Annotated in this window: 16 protein-coding genes; 5 read left to right on the top strand and 11 right to left on the bottom strand. The window is 70.2% G+C overall.

The genetic code is table 11. The annotated features are described in order from the left end of the window. Both VFX99_RS05770 and VFX99_RS05765 read left to right on the top strand, forming a co-directional pair. The coding region (locus VFX99_RS05770; protein ID WP_329665360.1) for an MFS transporter at window positions 1-861 on the top strand (861 nt) is incomplete at its 5' end. Between the two features lie 55 nt (window positions 862-916). Beyond that, window positions 917-2,581 carry an alkaline phosphatase D family protein gene (locus VFX99_RS05765; protein WP_329665359.1) on the top strand — a complete coding sequence of 555 codons (1,665 nt, stop codon included), beginning with the start codon at window positions 917-919 and terminating at the stop codon, window positions 2,579-2,581. A 14-nt stretch (window positions 2,582-2,595) separates the two neighbouring features. Here VFX99_RS05765 and VFX99_RS05760 read toward each other — a convergent pair whose 3' ends face one another. The 4 genes from VFX99_RS05760 to VFX99_RS05745 form a co-directional block, all read right to left on the bottom strand. Continuing rightward, complete coding sequence (locus VFX99_RS05760) at window positions 2,596-3,969, bottom strand: FAD-dependent oxidoreductase (protein WP_329665358.1); 1,374 nt, start codon at window positions 3,967-3,969, stop codon at window positions 2,596-2,598. 64 nt (window positions 3,970-4,033) lie between these two features. Next, window positions 4,034-5,089: a polyprenyl synthetase family protein gene (locus VFX99_RS05755; protein ID WP_329665357.1), complete on the bottom strand. Its 1,056-nt coding sequence runs from the start codon at window positions 5,087-5,089 to the stop codon at window positions 4,034-4,036. A 52-nt stretch (window positions 5,090-5,141) separates the two neighbouring features. Next, the gene (locus VFX99_RS05750) at window positions 5,142-5,882 is read right to left on the bottom strand and encodes a demethylmenaquinone methyltransferase (protein ID WP_329665356.1); all 741 of its coding nucleotides are present in this window, start codon (window positions 5,880-5,882) and stop codon (window positions 5,142-5,144) included. Further along, window positions 5,879-6,475, bottom strand: a complete 597-nt coding sequence (locus VFX99_RS05745) for a hypothetical protein (protein ID WP_329665355.1) — start codon at window positions 6,473-6,475, stop codon at window positions 5,879-5,881. The genes VFX99_RS05750 and VFX99_RS05745 overlap by 4 nt, the downstream gene beginning before the upstream one ends. A gap of 75 nt (window positions 6,476-6,550) precedes the next feature. Here VFX99_RS05745 and VFX99_RS05740 point away from each other — a divergent pair, with 75 nt between their 5' ends. Beyond that, on the top strand, window positions 6,551-7,819 hold the full coding sequence (locus VFX99_RS05740) for an isochorismate synthase (protein ID WP_329665354.1): 1,269 nt from the start codon (window positions 6,551-6,553) through the stop codon (window positions 7,817-7,819). Between the two features lie 39 nt (window positions 7,820-7,858). Here VFX99_RS05740 and VFX99_RS05735 read toward each other — a convergent pair whose 3' ends face one another. From VFX99_RS05735 to VFX99_RS05725, 3 genes are all read right to left on the bottom strand, one after another. Then, window positions 7,859-8,722 (bottom strand): polyphosphate kinase 2 family protein, encoded by an 864-nt coding sequence (locus tag VFX99_RS05735; RefSeq protein ID WP_329665353.1) that lies wholly within the window; start codon window positions 8,720-8,722, stop codon window positions 7,859-7,861. A gap of 60 nt (window positions 8,723-8,782) precedes the next feature. Beyond that, window positions 8,783-10,543 (bottom strand): 2-succinyl-5-enolpyruvyl-6-hydroxy-3-cyclohexene-1-carboxylic-acid synthase, encoded by a 1,761-nt coding sequence (gene menD / locus VFX99_RS05730; RefSeq protein ID WP_329665364.1) that lies wholly within the window; start codon window positions 10,541-10,543, stop codon window positions 8,783-8,785. 131 nt (window positions 10,544-10,674) lie between these two features. Further along, the gene (locus VFX99_RS05725; RefSeq protein WP_329665352.1) at window positions 10,675-11,154 is read right to left on the bottom strand and encodes a PLDc N-terminal domain-containing protein; all 480 of its coding nucleotides are present in this window, start codon (window positions 11,152-11,154) and stop codon (window positions 10,675-10,677) included. An 87-nt stretch (window positions 11,155-11,241) separates the two neighbouring features. Here VFX99_RS05725 and VFX99_RS05720 point away from each other — a divergent pair, with 87 nt between their 5' ends. Then, window positions 11,242-11,547, top strand: coding sequence for a DUF4229 domain-containing protein (locus VFX99_RS05720; protein WP_329665351.1), 306 nt, complete (start codon window positions 11,242-11,244; stop codon window positions 11,545-11,547). Here the strand turns inward: VFX99_RS05720 and VFX99_RS05715 are convergent. Continuing rightward, a complete protein-coding gene (locus VFX99_RS05715; RefSeq protein WP_329665350.1) occupies window positions 11,503-12,483 on the bottom strand; it encodes a 1,4-dihydroxy-2-naphthoate polyprenyltransferase in 981 nt (326 codons plus the stop codon). The two genes, VFX99_RS05720 and VFX99_RS05715, sit on opposite strands and share 45 nt — an antisense overlap. 86 nt (window positions 12,484-12,569) lie before the next feature. Between VFX99_RS05715 and VFX99_RS05710 the strand changes: the two genes are divergently transcribed. After that, on the top strand, window positions 12,570-12,953 hold the full coding sequence (locus tag VFX99_RS05710) for a VOC family protein (protein ID WP_329665349.1): 384 nt from the start codon (window positions 12,570-12,572) through the stop codon (window positions 12,951-12,953). Window positions 12,954-12,965: 12 nt separating this feature from the next. On the opposite strand, the gene VFX99_RS05705 is transcribed toward VFX99_RS05710, so the two are convergent. The 3 genes from VFX99_RS05705 to VFX99_RS05695 all read right to left on the bottom strand — a co-directional run bounded on the left by VFX99_RS05705 (window position 12,966) and on the right by VFX99_RS05695 (window position 15,999). Continuing rightward, window positions 12,966-14,120, bottom strand: a complete 1,155-nt coding sequence (locus VFX99_RS05705; RefSeq protein ID WP_329665348.1) for an AMP-binding protein — start codon at window positions 14,118-14,120, stop codon at window positions 12,966-12,968. 83 nt (window positions 14,121-14,203) lie between these two features. After that, a complete protein-coding gene (locus VFX99_RS05700; RefSeq protein WP_329665347.1) occupies window positions 14,204-15,199 on the bottom strand; it encodes a 1,4-dihydroxy-2-naphthoyl-CoA synthase in 996 nt (331 codons plus the stop codon). Continuing rightward, window positions 15,196-15,999 carry an LLM class F420-dependent oxidoreductase gene (locus VFX99_RS05695; protein ID WP_329665346.1) on the bottom strand — a complete coding sequence of 268 codons (804 nt, stop codon included), beginning with the start codon at window positions 15,997-15,999 and terminating at the stop codon, window positions 15,196-15,198. Before VFX99_RS05695 ends, VFX99_RS05700 begins: the two co-directional genes overlap by 4 nt. Window positions 16,000-16,009: the final 10 nt, after the last annotated feature.

Genomic DNA, 16,009 nt, shown 5'->3' with positions numbered 1-16,009 from the left:
GCGCAGATCGTGGGCGGCATCGCGATGCTCTCCGGCTCGGTGCTCGGAGGTGTGATCGCCCAGGCCACGAACCTCGGGGTGCCGTTCCTGGTGCGCGGAGCCATCCTCGCGCTGATGCTGGTCGTGGCAGCCCTTCTCATGCACGATCTCGGCTTCAAGCCCGATCGCAGCGAGAACCCGCTGCAGGCGACGCGGACCGTGTTCCGCGCGTCGGTCCGCTACGGCCTCGGCAATCCTCCCGTGCGGTGGCTGATGCTCGCGAGCCCGTTCACCGCCGGCGTCGGGATCTACGTGTTCTACGCCCTGCAGCCCTACCTGCTGGAGCTGTGGGGCGACGAGGAGGCCTATACCGTCGCCGGCCTCGCCGCCGCCCTGGTCTCCGGTGCGGCGATCGTCGGCGGATGGATCGCGCCCTGGGTGCGCAAGCGGTTCCACCGTCGCACCTCGTCGATCCTGCTCGCCGCTGCGGCCAGCGCGCTGGTGCTCATCGCCCTCGGGTTCGTTCAGAACTTCTGGGTGGCGGTCGTGCTCGTCGCGCTGTGGGGCATCGCGTCGGCCATCGACGATCCCGTCCACCGGGCCTATCTCAACGACATGATCCCGTCCAAGCAGCGCGCCACCGTGCTCTCGTTCGACTCGCTGATGGGCTCGGCGGGCGGGGTGGCTTTCCAGCCGGTGCTCGGGCGCGTGGCCGACATCGGAGGCTACGGGGCGTCGCTGCTGTGGAGCGGCGTGATCTCAGCGGTGGCCGTGCCGCTCGTGCTGATGAGCCGCGCGCAGCGCGACCCGGCCGACACCAAGCGCGACGTCGGCGAAGGAGGAGCGACGGAGGACAAGGCCGCGACGACTGCGGACGACTGAAAAGAGCCGCGTCAAGCCGTGGCACGGCCGGGCGCAGAGGGATAGACATGGACGCATGGCATCCGTTCCGCTCGTCCTCGGGCCGATGCTGCGCTACACCGACGAGACGTGCGCGGCCATCTGGGTCGAGACAGCCGCGGATGCGGAGGTGAGCGTCCACGCCGGCGACCGCGAATGGCGGTCGCGCACCTTCGCGGTGCACGGGCATCATTACGCGCTCGTCGAGATCGACGACCTCGCCCCCGGTTCGGTACTGCCGTACGAAGTCCGCGTGAACGGCGGCACGGTGTGGCCGGAGGCGGACTCATCCCTGCCGGCGCCCGTCATCGCCACCCGCAACCCTCGCGAACGTCTCCGGATGGCGTGGGGATCCTGCCGGACGAGCGTCAACCACGACGCCGCCGGCAACCGCAGCCACGGCGTCGACGCCATGCGCACGTTCGCGCTCGCGCTGAGTGAGGACGCCGCCCTGCGACCGGACCTCATCATGCTGCTGGGCGACCAGGTGTACGCCGACGTGACCACCAAGCCGATGCAGGATTTCATCCGCAGCAGACGCGACATCAGCGAGCCGCCCGGCAAGGAGTTGAAGGACTACGAGGAGTACGCGCACCTGTACCGGCTCGCCTGGTCGGACGATGCCAACCGCTGGCTGCTGTCGACCGTTCCGAGCGCCATGATCTTCGACGACCATGACGTGCGCGACGACTGGAACGCCTCATTGGACTGGAAGAAGCAGATGGAGGCCACGTCGTGGTGGCGCGGGCGGATCGTCGCCGGGCTGGCGTCGTATTGGGTGTACCAGCATCTCGGGAACCTCTCCCCCGCCGAGCGCGCGGAGGACGAGATCTGGCAGCGGATCGCTGCGCACACCGGTTCCGATGAGCCCGATCTCAGCGACGCCCTCGACGCTTTCGCCGGCCGGGTCGACCGGGAGCCGCGCACCTACCGGTTCAGCTACCGCCGCGACTTCGGCGACATCCGTCTGGTCGTCGTGGACTCCCGGGCTGCTCGCGACCTCACGCCGACCGCCCGTGCCCTCGTCGACTCCACCGAGTGGGAGTGGTTGGACCAGCAACTGCAGGGGGACCTCCGACACCTGCTCGTGGTGACCTCGCTTCCCTTCCTGCTGCCCATCGGACTGCACCACGTCGAGTCCTGGGACGAGGCGATCTCGCAGGGCGCCTGGGGTCGCGTGGCCGCGCGGATCGGCGAGCGCCTGCGTCAGATGCTCGATCTCGAGCACTGGGCGGCCTGGCAGAACAGCTTCCAGTCGCTCGCCCGCATCCTCACCGAGATCGCGGATGGCGGCCGCGGGACCGCGCCGGACTCGCTCGTCGTCCTCTCCGGCGACGTGCATTTCTCCTACATCGCCGAGGTCGATCGCTCCCGCGGCGGGCGGATCGTGCAGGCGGTGTGCTCGCCGGTGCGCAACCCGCTGCCCATTGCCATGCGGTGGTTCTCGGTGGTGATGTCGTACGGTCTCGCCCGCCCGGTCGGTGCCGCGGTGGCCCGTTCGGCGAAGGTCCCGAATCCGCCGTTCGACTGGACCACCGTCAAGGGGCCGTGGTTCGACAACAACCTCTCGGTGCTGCGAGACACTCCGGGAGGGCTCGAGCTGACATGGCATAAGGGCGTCGTCGAGAACGGCGATGAGCGGCATCCGCGGATCGACGAGGTCTCGCGGGTCGTCATCGGCCCGCGCAGCTCATCCGGCTGAGCGGGTACGGGCTCTCACTCTCCGCGCGAGATGTCGACCATGTCCGGGCGCGGCACGACCTTGATGCGGGCGCGACCGTGCGGAGCGCCGAGCCCCACTTCGTGCCCGTCGAGCCGGTGCCAGCCCTCGAGGTCGGTCCACCGCACGCCCCGCTCCGCCAGCAGGCGAGGGATCGCGTCCTCCGACGGATCCACCGGCTGCCACCACGACCCCTGGTCGTTGATGATGTGGCGGACCGTCTCCATCGCGTCGGACTTCGTGTGTCCGATGAGCCCGACGGGTCCGCGCTTGATCCAACCGGTCGCGTACACGCCCGGGACGCGGTCGTTGGAGTCCCTGCGCAGCGCCTGACCCTCGCGGTTCGGGATGATGCCGTGGCGCTTGTCGAACGGAATACCGGGAAGGGGCGAGCCGAAGTAGCCGACCGCACGGTAGAACGCCTGGACCGGCACCTCGCGGATCTCGCCCGTGCCGACCACGCCGCCCTCGCCATCCGGGCGGGTGCGCTCCCACCGGAACGCCGCCACGCGGCCGTTGTCGTCCGTGATCACGGCGAGCGGCTTGGCGTAGAAGTGCAGATGCAGGCGACGGGATGCCTCGCCGCCCGCGTTGTTGGCCGACGGCCGTTTGCGCCACGCCTGCAGCACGCGGTCGATCACCATGACCTGCTTGTTGCTCGTGATCGCCGCGCGCGACGCCTCGTCGTAGTCGAAGTCCTCGTCGTAGACGACCATGTCGACATCGCGCAGCTCGCCGAGCTCGCGCAGCTCGAGCGGAGTGAACTTCACCTGCGCCGGGCCGCGGCGTCCGAAGACGTGCACGTCGGTGACCGCACTCGAGCGAAGGCCTGCGTACACGTTGTCAGGCACCTCGGTGGGCAACAGGTCGTCGGCGTGCTTGGCCAGCATGCGTGAGACGTCCAGCGCGACGTTGCCGTTGCCGATGACGGCGACGGATGCCGCATCCAACGGCCATTCGCGTGGCACGTCGGGGTGGCCGTCGTACCAGCTCACGAAGTCGGCGGCGCCGTACGAGCCGATCGCGTCGATTCCGGGGATGTCGAGGCCGGCGTCGCGGATGGCGCCGGTTGCGAAGATGACCGCGTTGTAGTGGTGCTTGAGGTCTTCGAGCGTGATGTCCTGGCCGAAACGGACATTGCCGAACAGACGGATGTCGCCACGGTCGAGCACCTCGCGCAGCGCGGTGACGATCCCCTTGATACGAGGGTGGTCGGGGGCGACGCCGTAGCGGACCAGACCGTAGGGGGCCGGCAGCTGCTCGAAAAGATCGATCGAGACGTCGAACTTGCGCTCGGCCTTCAGCAGGATGTCGGCCGCGTAGATGCCCGCGGGGCCTGCTCCGACGATGGCCAGCCTGAGCTTGGTCATGTGGTCCTTTCCTCGCCCCCGGGGCTGGCCGCGCATCGCGCGGCGCCAGGCCGGGCGACGTTTGTCAGCTGGATCGATCCGCGACGGCCTGTGCGAAGCGCGTCAACGCCTCGCGCACCGCGCCATCGGGAAGGGGCTCGAGCGCCGCGACGGCCTCGTTGGACCAGGTGTGCGCCAGTTCGAGAGTGGAGTTGGTCGCCTCGTGCTCCCGGAGCTCCGCGAGCTCGGCGTCCAGGATCGAGGGGTCCTCGCCTGCCCCGATGCGCTCGACGCCCTCGTCGATGCGGGCGCGCAGGGCCACGGACGCGGCATCTGTCCGCTGCCCCAGCACGAGGTAGGGCATCGTGGGCACACCGGCGCGCAGATCGGTGCCCGGAACCTTGCCGGTCTCGTCGGGGTCGTCGGACAGGTCGATGACGTCATCCAGGAGCTGGAAGGCGACGCCGACCTTCTCGCCGAACGCGACCAGGGGCTGCTCGAACTCGGTCGGCCCCTTCGCGAAGATGAGACCCGACTGAGCCGCCGCGGCGATGAGCGATCCGGTCTTGTCGGAGAGCACCTTGAGGTAGAACGCGACGCGATCCTCGCCGTCCTGCGGTCCGACTGTCTCGTGCATCTGGCCGAGGACCAGCCGCTCGAACGTGTCGGCCTGGAGGCGGATCGCCCGATCGCCCTGCCGCGCCATGATCTGGCTGGCGCGGGAGAACAGCAGGTCGCCGGTCAGGATGGCGACGCTGTTGCCCCACACCGCGTGGGCGCTCGGCACACCGCGGCGTTTGTCGGCGGCATCCATCACGTCGTCGTGGTACAGGGTGCCGAGGTGGGTCATCTCGAGCGCCGTCGCGCCGTCGATGACGTCGTCGTTCGTGCCTTCGCCCAGCTGCGCCGTGATCAGGGTGAGCATCGGACGCACGCGCTTGCCACCGGCGTCGTACAGATACCGGCTCGCGGCGTCGGCGAGCCGGTCGGTGACGCGCAACTCGCGCTCCAGAGCCCGATCCACCCGGACCAGACCGGATTTCACGGCTGATGCGAGCTTGCGGGACCGGGGGCCCGCGAATGTGCGGTCGGTGAGGCCCAGCTTGCCCGCGACCCGCGAGCCCGACGCTGAGGGAGTCACCGTCCCAGCCTACCGGGGTCCGGGCGGGTCGCCCCTGCCGCGCACGGGTCGGTCACCGGGCACGCGGCTTGGTCGCGCGGTGCAGAGCGACGATTCCCAGCGACAGGTTGCGGAAGGCGACGTCCGTCCATCCCGCCTGACGGATCCACGCCGAAAGGGTGCGCTGATCGGGCCACTCCCGGATCGACTCGTTCAGGTAGTCGTAGGCATCGGCATTGGAGCTGACGGTCTTGGCTACGACCGGCAGGATGCGGTCGTTGTAGAACCGGTAGAGCCCGTTGAACGAGCGCGACGGCGGATGCGAGAACTCGCACACCACCAGCCGCCCGCCCGGCTTGGTCACCCGCAGCAGCTCGCGGAGCGCCTTCTGAGGCTCGTTCACGTTGCGAAGGCCGAACGACATGGTGACGGCGTCGAACTCGTCGTCCTCGAACGGCAGCGCCGTGGCATCCGCCTCCACGAAGGTCAGGTTCGCCATCCCACCGTGGCGCCGTCGCCCCTCCGCGATCATGCCCGGGGAGAAGTCGGCTGCGACCACCTGTGCGCCGCTCTTGGCCAGCGAGACGGAGCTCGCACCCGTTCCCGCGGCCAGGTCCAGGATCCGCTGGCCACGGCGCGGCGCGACCGCCCGCGTCGTCGCAGCACGCCACATGCGGTCATTGCCCATGCTGAGGACGGTGTTGGTGCGGTCGTAATTCTTGGCGACCTGATCGAACATGCCGCTCACCCGGGCCGGGTCCTTGTGCAGGTCGGCGCGGTTCGGCTCGCCGTGCGGCTCGTGGTCTGCGCTCACCCGTCGAGTCTAGGCTCGGGCGGTTCGAGCGCGGCGAGCCGCTCGAGCCAGGCGTCCGGAGTCGAGTCATCGAACGGGGGCACGCCGTGCCGCACGCGCGTCTCGAGGTCGACGGCGAGCGACTCGAGTCGTTCCACCAGGTCGAGCGGATAGCCGTAGGCGACCCGATGCTCGTCCCACTCGTCGCGGTCGTCGATCCAGATCCCGCGCCCGTCCACGGCCTTCACGACATCGAGATCCATGTCGACACCCGTCGGCTCGAGTCGGCCGTCCTCCTCGTGCCAGCGGACATCCCAGCCGAGGTCGATGTAGATGCGATACGTCGCCGGAGGGGCGACGTTGACCGTCATGGCGTACAGGCCGTCGGGCGGCACGAGGGTCACGCTCGGCGCATTCACCTGGAAGTCCCGCTCGGGTCGATGGCTGCGCCATCCGACCGGCTGGCCGAACCAGTCGCCCCATTCGTCCGAGCCGAGGTACACGCACTCGTGCACCCAGTGCGGCGAGCCGTCCCACTTGCGCCAGCGGAACAGCGTTCGGGTTCCCGGCGCAGGGCGCGAGACGGATGCCGCCCCCGGAGTTTCTTCGGTCACGCCTGCGAGTCTATGGACGAACCTCGGCGGAGGCTGACCGCGACCGGGGCATCACGGCGACCGTACTCTTGAACCGTGACGAAACCCGAGGAACTGCCGCGCCTGCGGGTCGTCACACGCGAGGTCGGCGCGGTCGATGACGTGCTGTCCTTCGCGTCGCCCGCGAGTCCGGCCTTCTGGAGCCGCCGCGGCGACGCCCTCGCCGCATGCGGAGAGTCGATGGCATTCACCCGCATCGGCCCAGGGTTCGATCTCGGCGCGCAGTGGCGCGCCCTGGTCGCCAAGGCGACGATCGACGACCCCGTGCGCCTGCCGGGTACCGGCCTGATCGCATTCGGGGCCCTGGCGTTCGACCCGCGCTCCGACACGCCCAGCACGTTCAGCGTTCCGTCCGTCGTCGTCGGCCGCCGCGGCAGCCGGTCGTGGCTCACCCGCATCAGCCTCCCCGACGACGTCGCCGACGGCGATCCAGTCCTTCCGGATCGAGCGCCTTACGGAGCGTACTGGTCCGCCAACCTCGGCCCGGGGGCGCTGAACCCGAGCGACTACCAGGCGGCGGTGCGCGGCGGGCTCGATGCGATCGCCACGGGCGAAGTGAGCAAGGTCGTGCTCGCTCGCGATCTCGTCGGGTCCGTCCCGGCGGGCTCGGACCTCCGCCGGCTCGTGCGCGCCCTGGCGTCGGGATACCCGGACTGCTGGGCATATGCCGTCGACGGAATCATCGGAGCGAGCCCGGAGACGCTCGTCACCGTCTCCGGCGGGACCGTGACGGCACGGGTGCTCGCCGGCACCGCGCCGCGCGGAGCCGACGCGGATGCGGACACCGCGGCATCCCTCGCCCTCGCGACGAGCGCGAAGGACCAGGACGAGCACCTGTACGCGGTGCAGAGCGTCCTGGCGGCGCTGCGGCCGCACACCAGCGCCCTCGCGGCGAGCGAGCAGCCGTTCACCCTCAAGCTCCCGAACGTCTTCCACCTGGCGACCGACGTCGAGGGTGAGCTGAACGGCGGCGCATCGGCGCTGGACCTGGTCGCGGCGCTGCATCCCACCGCGGCTGTGGCGGGTACGCCGACGGATGCCGCGCTGGACCTGATCCGGCGGCTCGAACCATTCGACCGCGGCCGCTACGCGGGCCCGGTCGGGTGGGTGGACGCGAACGGAGACGGGGAGTGGGCGATCGCGCTGCGCTGCGCGCAGTTCGACCTCGACGGCTCGCGAGACGGGCGCAATGCCATCCCGCTCAGGGCGCACGCCGGCGCGGGGATCGTCGCGGGCAGCGACCCCGAGGCGGAGCTGCTCGAGACCCGCGTGAAGTTCCGCCCGATCGTCGACGCGCTCGCCTGACCCGGAGCCCGGCGCGGGCGGACACTCTCGTGCAGTGCTCTACGTCGCAGCCAGCCGCAGCTTTTCGGCCTCGACGTCGAACGTCGCGACAGGCCACTGCGGGTCGATCTCGCGGAGCGCGCCCAGCAGAAGCTGCTGAACCGCCAGCCGCGCGTACCACTTGCGGTTCGCAGGCACGACGTACCAGGGCGCTTGATCGGTCGAGGTCCTCTCGAACACGGTCTGGTAGGCCTCCATGTACTGCGGCCAGCGCAGTCGCTCGTCCACGTCACCGGGGTTGTACTTCCAGTGCTTGTCGGGCCGGTCGAGACGCTCCATCAGCCGTGAACCCTGCTCCTCGTAGGAGATGTAGAGCATGACCTTGATGATGCGGGTGCCGGCATCCGTCAATCGCTTCTCGAACTCGTTGATCGCGCCGTATCGCCGCTCGATCTCGTCGGGCGGCGCGAGCGACCGCACCCTCCCGATCAAGACGTCCTCGTACTGTGAGCGGTCGAAGACGCCGATGAAGCCGGGCTCGGGCAGACGCTGCTCGACGCGCCAGAGGAAGTCGTGCGCGAGCTCCTCATCGGTGGGCTTCTTGAACGCGGTGAGGGTGATGCCCTGAGGGTCCACGGAGCCGACGACATGGCGGATGATCCCGCCTTTGCCCGCGGAATCCATCGCCTGCAGCACCAGCAGCACCGACGCCGTCGCCGATCCGCCCCGGCTCTGCGCGAACAGACGCTCCTGCAGCTCGTCGAGTTCTCGGGCCCCCGTGTCGAGATCCTTCTCGGCGCCCTGTTTGCCGCCGTCGTACCCGGGGGTCGACTCGGGGTCGACGTCGGCGAGCACGAAGCCCTTCCCGACGCGCAGCAGCTCGTCGACCTCGCCGGTCCAGTTGTCGTCGTTCTTCTGGGTCATGGAGCCCATCTTGGCCGAGCGGCCGACTCGGCGGGGACCATCTCGAGCGAGCCGACCAGCTCAACGCGGCAGGGGCACCTCGATCAGCTGCCGTCCGCCGACCGACGTCGTGAGCACCTGATCGAGCGCGGCCCGCGTGGTCACCCGCTGATACTCCCATCCGTAGGCGAGGGCGAGGTGCTCGAACCGCGCCGAGTGCGGCGTGTACAGCACCCGATCCATCGCGGCGGGCGGTGCCACCGCAGCCACTTCGAGATCGTCGAAGATCGTGCCTCCGCCGTCGTTGCCGACGATGACCTGGATGCGGGGCTCGTCCTCGCCGGGCGGCAGCATCAGTGCCCCGACGTCGTGCAGGAGCGCCAGGTCGCCGAGCAGCACGCGGGTGACGCCGGGAACGCCGTCGGCTTGCGATGCGAGCGCGATCCCGGTCGCGGTGCCGATCGTGCCGTCGATCCCGGCGAGGCCGCGGTTGGCGTGCACCGGCACCTTCTTGCCGCCCAGCAGCGCGTCCGCCACGCGCACGAGCCGTGACGACCCGAACATCAGACGGTCGTGCGGCCACGTCGCACGCCACACCGCGTCGACGAGTGCGGCGCGATCGAGCGGCGAACGGACGGCGGCGAGCTCCGCGCGGATCGCCCCGAGCCGTTCCTCGGGAACGGCCGACGACAGTCCGTCTGCGTCCGGTGCGGGCGGGGCGAGATCGACGGATGCCTCGCGGGAGGCGTGCAGCCACAACCCGAGCCACTCCCGATCGGGCTCTCCCGGCGCCACCGCGACGGCGTCGAGGGCGGTCGTGGCTCCATTCAGATTGAGGGGCTCGCCGGGGCCCCGGATCGCGAGAACCTCCACGTCCGGGTCGGACAGCAGCAGCGCGGATTCGCGACTCAGCGTGGGGTGCCCGAGGACGACCGCACGCTCGACGCGGCCACCGAGAAGCGGGTCGGCGAGCAGTCGCCGGTACCCGTGGACGAGGTTGCGCCCGAACCGGGCGCCACTCACGATCTCGGCGATCAGCGGCCATCCGCCCACGTGTGCGAGCGTCTCGGCATCCGGTCCGGCGTCCGCGCCGGCGACCACCACGGTGCGCGGCCCGCGGACCAGGACGAAGGGAAGCTCCTCGGGCTCCGCCGGCACGTCGGCTCCGCCGATGCCCCCGCCGCCCTGGTACAGCGCACCCGAGGCCTCGTCTTCGACCGAGGGCTCCTCCACGGGGGCTGCGTCGGGATCGACCTCGGCGATCGCGGTCAGCTCGGTGGTCGGCACGCCCAGCCACCGCGGCAGGTCACCGCCCAGCGGCTCGCGGAACGGCAGGTTCAGGTGCACCGGCCCGGGCGCGCGAGTGCCGGCGCCGAGCGCCGCCGAAACGACGTCGGCCGCGACCTGGCGCAGCATCAGGCTCTGCTCGCCGTCGCCGTCCGGGTCGGTCGCATCGGGGACGGGCAGATCGGCCTCGAGCCGCGCTCCCGGCGAGAACATGCCGAGCTGGTGCGTGGTCTGATTCGCGCCCACACCTCGCAGCTCGGGAGGCCGATCAGCCGTGAGCAGCAGCAGCGGAACTCCGGAGTGGTGCGACTCGAGCGCCGCCGGCAGCAGGTTGGCGGCCGCGGTGCCGGACGTGCACACCACGACGGCCGGCATTCGCGTCTCGCGCGCGATCCCGAGCGCGGTGAACCCGGCCACCCGCTCGTCGATCCGGACGTGCAGTCGCAGCATCCCGCGCTGTTCGAGCTCCGCCGCGACGAGTGCGAGTGCCTGCGATCGCGACCCGGGGCTCAGGACGATGTGCCGGATACCGAGCTCGACGAGCGCGCAGAGCAGTGCGGCTGCGGCATCCGTCGCCGGTGCAGGCCGCGGACGAGTATCGTCCTCGGGCTCAGCGGGAGGGGCCGGATCAGCCGCGCCGTCGTTTCCTCCGAGCACGCCGAACGCGCCTTCCCGGTCGTCCACGACTAGCCGACGACGCCGCGCTGACCGCGCGTGTCGTCGTCGCCGTCGGTGGGCCGGTCGGTGCCGCGGGTCGGTGTCTCCGGAGCCGGCGTCCCGGATGCCGGTGCGCCGGTGGCCGGCGTTCCTGCGGGCGCCGCACCCGCCGGGTCGGTCCAGCGCGGGTCGTCGTCTTCGGCGTCCAGCAGCGCGAGCTCTTCTTCCAGGCGGCGGATGCGCTCGTCCTGATCGCTCAGTGTGCCGATCTTCTCGAGGAACTCGGGATCGTCGTCGGGAGCTCGTCGGGCGGCGATCGTGGAGCGGCGGACCCGGCCGACGGTGAGCCACAACAGGCCGCCCAACACGGGGAGCAGCACCACGATGAGGATCCAGATCGGCTTGCTCACGCCGCGATGCCGGGTGGCGGGCTGCACACTGCAGTCGACGATGGTGTAGACCCAGAAAGCGGTCGCCACCAGCGCCAGAATCAGCAGCACTCTAGGCACGGTTCCATCCTAGGCGCGTGCGGGCCCCAGCGGTCCGTCGTGACCGGACCGAGACTCCGCGCAGACCGCGTCTTTTAGGATGAATGGGTGAAAGCCCGCTCCGCCCTCGTGTACACGGTGCTCAGGCTGCTCGCCTTCCTCGTGCCGTTCGGCATCCTCATGCTGTTCCCGATCTTCCGCGAGCTGTACTGGCTCGCCGCCATCTTCGCCGCACTCATCGGCCTGAGCCTCTCGCTCCTGTTCCTGCGCCGTCCGCTCGCCGAGGTGACGACCGAGCTGGCGCACCGGCGCGCGCGGGCCAAGACCGCGAATGATGAAGACGTTGAGGATGCAGCAGCCGAAGCCGCGTCAGCCGACGAACGCCCACATCAGGAACGCGCCGTAGGCGACTGAGGTCAGCGACGTGAGGCTCAGCGCGACGACGAGCTCCCGCGGAACGCGGTAGGTCCACACGATCAGGATCGCCGGCAGCGCGGCCAGCAGCGCCAGCATCGAGAGCCAGGCGATCGGGTAGAACAGCGCGAGGTAGCCCGCGATCCCGAAGGGCACGAGCACGAACGCCGTGAAGAGCACTCGCGTCCACCGGCGCCCGATCAGGACGGTGAGGGTGCGCTTGCGCGCGGCGCGATCCTGATCGATGTCGCGCAGGTTGTTCGCCAGCAGCACGGCACAGGCGAGCAGACCCGCCGCGACGGCGCCGAACCACGCCTCCTGCGGCACGGCGAGAACCTGCACGAACGTGGTGCCGACCGTCGCGACGATACCGAAGAACACGAAGACGAACAGCTCGCCGAGCCCGTAGTAGCCGTAGGGTCGCTTCCCGCCGGTGTACAGCCACGCCGCGACGATGCAGGCGGCTCCGATCAGCAGCAGCCACCACTGCTGAGTGCGGATCACGATCGCGAGGCCGGCCACCGCCGCGATCGCGAAGAAGGCGAGCGCGGTGAACAGCACCGCCCGAGGCGAAGCCCTGCGGGATGCCGTCAGCCGCGCCGGGCCCACGCGGTGGTCGTCGGTCCCGCGGATGCCGTCGCTGTAATCGTTCGCGAAGTTCACGCCGATCTGCAGACTGACCGACACGATCAAGCAGAACAGGGCGATCACCCAGTGGAACAGACCATCCACCAGGATCGCCGCACCCGTCCCGATCAGGATCGGCGTGATCGCGAGCGGCAGCGTTCGCAGTCGCGCGGCGCCGACCCAGTCGCGTGCGGTCGCCTTTTCGATGTGGCGCGGATCCCGCGCCACGTGCACCTTCTGCGGGTTGCCGCGATGGGGCTGCTTGCGAGGTCCGGGACGCTTGCGCTTCTTGCTGGGGGTTCCTGCCACGAGGTGACATCCTACGGCCTGGCCGGCGCTGCCGACGGGTTCGCAACCCCCTGGCCGACCGCCGCGGCGGCGCCGAGAATGGCGGGATGTTGAGCATCGGAACGGTCGTGCTGACCGTCGAGGACATCACCCGCGCCGGCGACTTCTGGCGCGCCGCGCTGGGCTACGTGAATCGCAGGGAGCCCTCCGACGACTGGGTGATCCTGGATCCACCGACCAAGGCGAGCTGGAATGCGCCGGGGGCCAGCATCGCACTGTCGGTCACCGGGTACCCGCAGCACTACCCGCCGCGCATCCACCTCGACCTCTACGCCGACGATCAGGCGGCCGAGATCGACCGACTCAAAGGCCTGGGCGCCCGAGACGTCGATTGGGACGGATACCCCGACGACGCGGACTACGTCGTCCTCGAGGACACCGAGGGCAATCGCTTCTGCGTCGTGGACACCCGTCCGTTTCCGGCGCCCTGAGGCCGGCCCGGCTCAGTGCAGCGCGGCGACCGCGGCACGGATCGCCTCGCGGTCGGGCTTGCCGCTCGGCAGTGTCGCAAAGTCATCCACGAGCACCAGGCGCGTCGGGCGAGCGTGGACTCCGATCTCATGCGCGACCGCGGCGCGCGCCTCTTGGAGCTGCACCGACTCGCTGCGCCGCAGGGCTTCGCCGCGCGGCACCACCACCACGGCCGCCTCGCCCCAGCGGGCGTCGGATACGCCCACCACCACCGCCGACTCGAGACCCGCGATCGCTCGCACGATGCGCTCGACCCGATCCAGGGAGACGTTGATGCCGCCCGTGACGATGACGTTGTCGATCCGACCGCGCACGCGCAGTACGTCGTCCTCGAGGATTCCGGCGTCGCGCGTGCGGTACCAGCGCCTGCCATCAGGATCGCGCGGGAAGGCGGCATCCGTCGCCGCCGGGTCGCCGAGATAGCCGTCGGCCAGCGTCGGGCCGGAGACCTGGACCTCGCCGTCGACGATTCGCACCGACACGCCGGCGAGCGGGTGCCCGTCGTAGACGCAGCCGCCGCTGGTCTCGGTCGCCCCGTACGTGCGGACGACCCGCACCCCGGCATCCTGGGCGCGTTCGAGAGTGGCGAGGGCGATCGCCTGCCCGCCGACCAGGATCGTCTCGAACGATCGCAGCGCCGTCAGCACCGACGGGTCATCGGCAGCGGCATCAAGAAGCTTCGCCAGCTGCGCCGGAACCAAAGAAGTGTAGGTCGGCACACGCTCGCCGCGGTCGGTCGAGAGCATCATGAGCGCCGCGGCGGAGAAGGCCTGCGGAGTGAACGCACCGGTGAGCCAGGCCGGCTCGCGATCGGCGACGATCGAGCGCACCAGTACCTGCAGCCCCGCTACATAGCTTGCCGGAAGGGCGAGCAGCCACATCCCGTCGCCGATGCGGTCGGCCGTCGCCATCGCGCTCGAGGTGAGCGCGTCGCGGCTGAGGATGACGCTCTTGGGAACGCCGGTCGAGCCGGAGGTGGTCACGACGACGGCGGTGCCGGCGCGGACGTCGACGGGGAACTCCCCCACCATCCCCAGCCCGAGCGCCGGACCCGCGCCGTGGAGAGCGCCGCGGAGACCGCGCAGGATGTCGCGCGGATCGTCCCCGAGTACGGGCTCCAGCTTCACGAGGCCACGACATCCCAGCTCAGCGCGCCTGCCGCACGCCGCTGACGGTCAAGCCGCGCCGCGCTCCCCTGGTCCTGCACGCGTCAATAGTGCCACGGGTACGGCGACCAATCCGGGTCGCGTTTCTCGAGGAACGAGTCACGCCCTTCGACCGCTTCGTCCGTGCCATAGGCGAGGCGGGTGGCCTCGCCCGCGAACACCTGCTGGCCGACCATGCCGTCGTCGACCGCGTTGAAGGCGAACTTCAGCATGCGGATCGCGGTCGGTGACTTCGTGAGGATCGTGCGCGCCATCGCGAGCGCCTCGCGCTCCAATTCGGCGTGCGGCACGACGCGATTGACCGCACCCATCTCGTAAGCGCGCTCTGCCGAGTACTCCTCGGCGAGGAAGAACACCTCGCGCGCGAACTTCTGCCCGATCTGGCGGGCGAAGTAGGCGGAGCCGTATCCGGCGTCGAAGGATCCGACATCCGCGTCGGTCTGCTTGAACCGCCCGTGCTCGGCCGACGCGATGGTGAGGTCGCACACCACATGCAGGGAGTGACCGCCGCCGGCCGCCCAGCCGGGGACGACGGCGAGAACGACCTTCGGCATGAACCGGATGAGCCGCTGCACCTCGAGGATGTGCAGGCGGCCCATCGCCGATCCCATCAGCTCATCGCGACGAGGGCCGAATCCGCCGGCGGAGGCGGCGGTCCCCTGGCTCGGCGAAGCGTCGTCGTTCGCCGACGCTTCGACAGGATCAGCGACCGACGGCGCCGCATCCGCGTACTCGTAGCCCGCCCGCCCGCGGATGCGCTGGTCGCCGCCCGAGCAGAAGGCCCACCCGCCGTCTTTCGGGCTCGGGCCGTTGCCGGTGAGCAGAACGACCCCGATGCGCGGGTCCTGCCGTGCCAGATCCAGCGCGCGGTACAGCTCGTCGACCGTGTGCGGGCGGAAGGCGTTGCGCACCTCGGCGCGGTCGAAGGCGATGCGGGCGATGCGGCCGTCGTGGGACACATGCGCTGTGATGTCGGTATACGAGTCCGCGCCGGGCGCCGGGATCCACTCCGCGGGATCGAAGAGTTCGGAGACGGTCATCGCGGTCCGCCGTTCTTGGCGTCGCGCCACGCGAGCCACGAGCGCACACGGTCGTAGTCGTAGTCCGGGCCCGGGAAGCCGAGGGTGAACAGCCGGACGCCGCCGTCGAAGAGCGCGTCGGCGACATCCTCGCCGCGCCGCTTCAACTCGTTCGAGAGGATCAGCGTCGACGTGTCGCGGCCCTCGCGGTCGGCCCACTTCTCGATCACCGAGAGCTTGTGCGGCAGCTCGTCAGGGCGGACGAAGCTGTGCCAGTAATCGGCGTACCGGGCGACCAATCGCAACGTCTTCTTCTCGCCCTTGCCCCCGATCAGAACCGGGATCTTGCGCGTCGGCGGCGGGTTGAGCACATCCCAGCGCGCGTGGATCCGCGCCAGCCCGTCGGCGAGGTCGTTGAGCCGGCTGCCGGGCGTTCCGAACTCGTAGCCGTACTCGTCGTAGTCCCTGTGGAACCACCCGGAACCGGTGCCGAAGAGGAAACGCCCTTGGCCTCCCTTGGCGCTGATGTGGTCGATCGTCCGCGCCATGTCGGCCTGCAGGTCGGGGTTGCGGTAGCTGTTGCAGTTGACCAGAGCGCCGATCTCGACGCGCTCGGTCTGCTCGGCCCACGCGCCGAGCATGGTCCACGATTCGTAGTGACGGCCGTCAGGGTCGCCCGCAAGCGGGAAGAAGTGATCCCAGTTGAACAGGATGTCCACGCCCATGTCTTCGAGGCGGCGCACGGCGTCCCTCAGTTCCGGGTAGGTGACGTGCTGCGGCTCGAGCTGGACGCCCAGCCGTACGGGGGTGTCGGTGAGCATGCCGCAAGCC

The sequence above is a fragment of the Microbacterium sp. genome (assembly GCF_036277215.1).
Classification (GTDB): Bacteria; Actinomycetota; Actinomycetes; order Actinomycetales; family Microbacteriaceae; genus Microbacterium.
The sequence above is the reverse complement of the archived record's forward strand: the minus strand, read 5'-3'. Positions and strand labels throughout refer to the sequence as shown.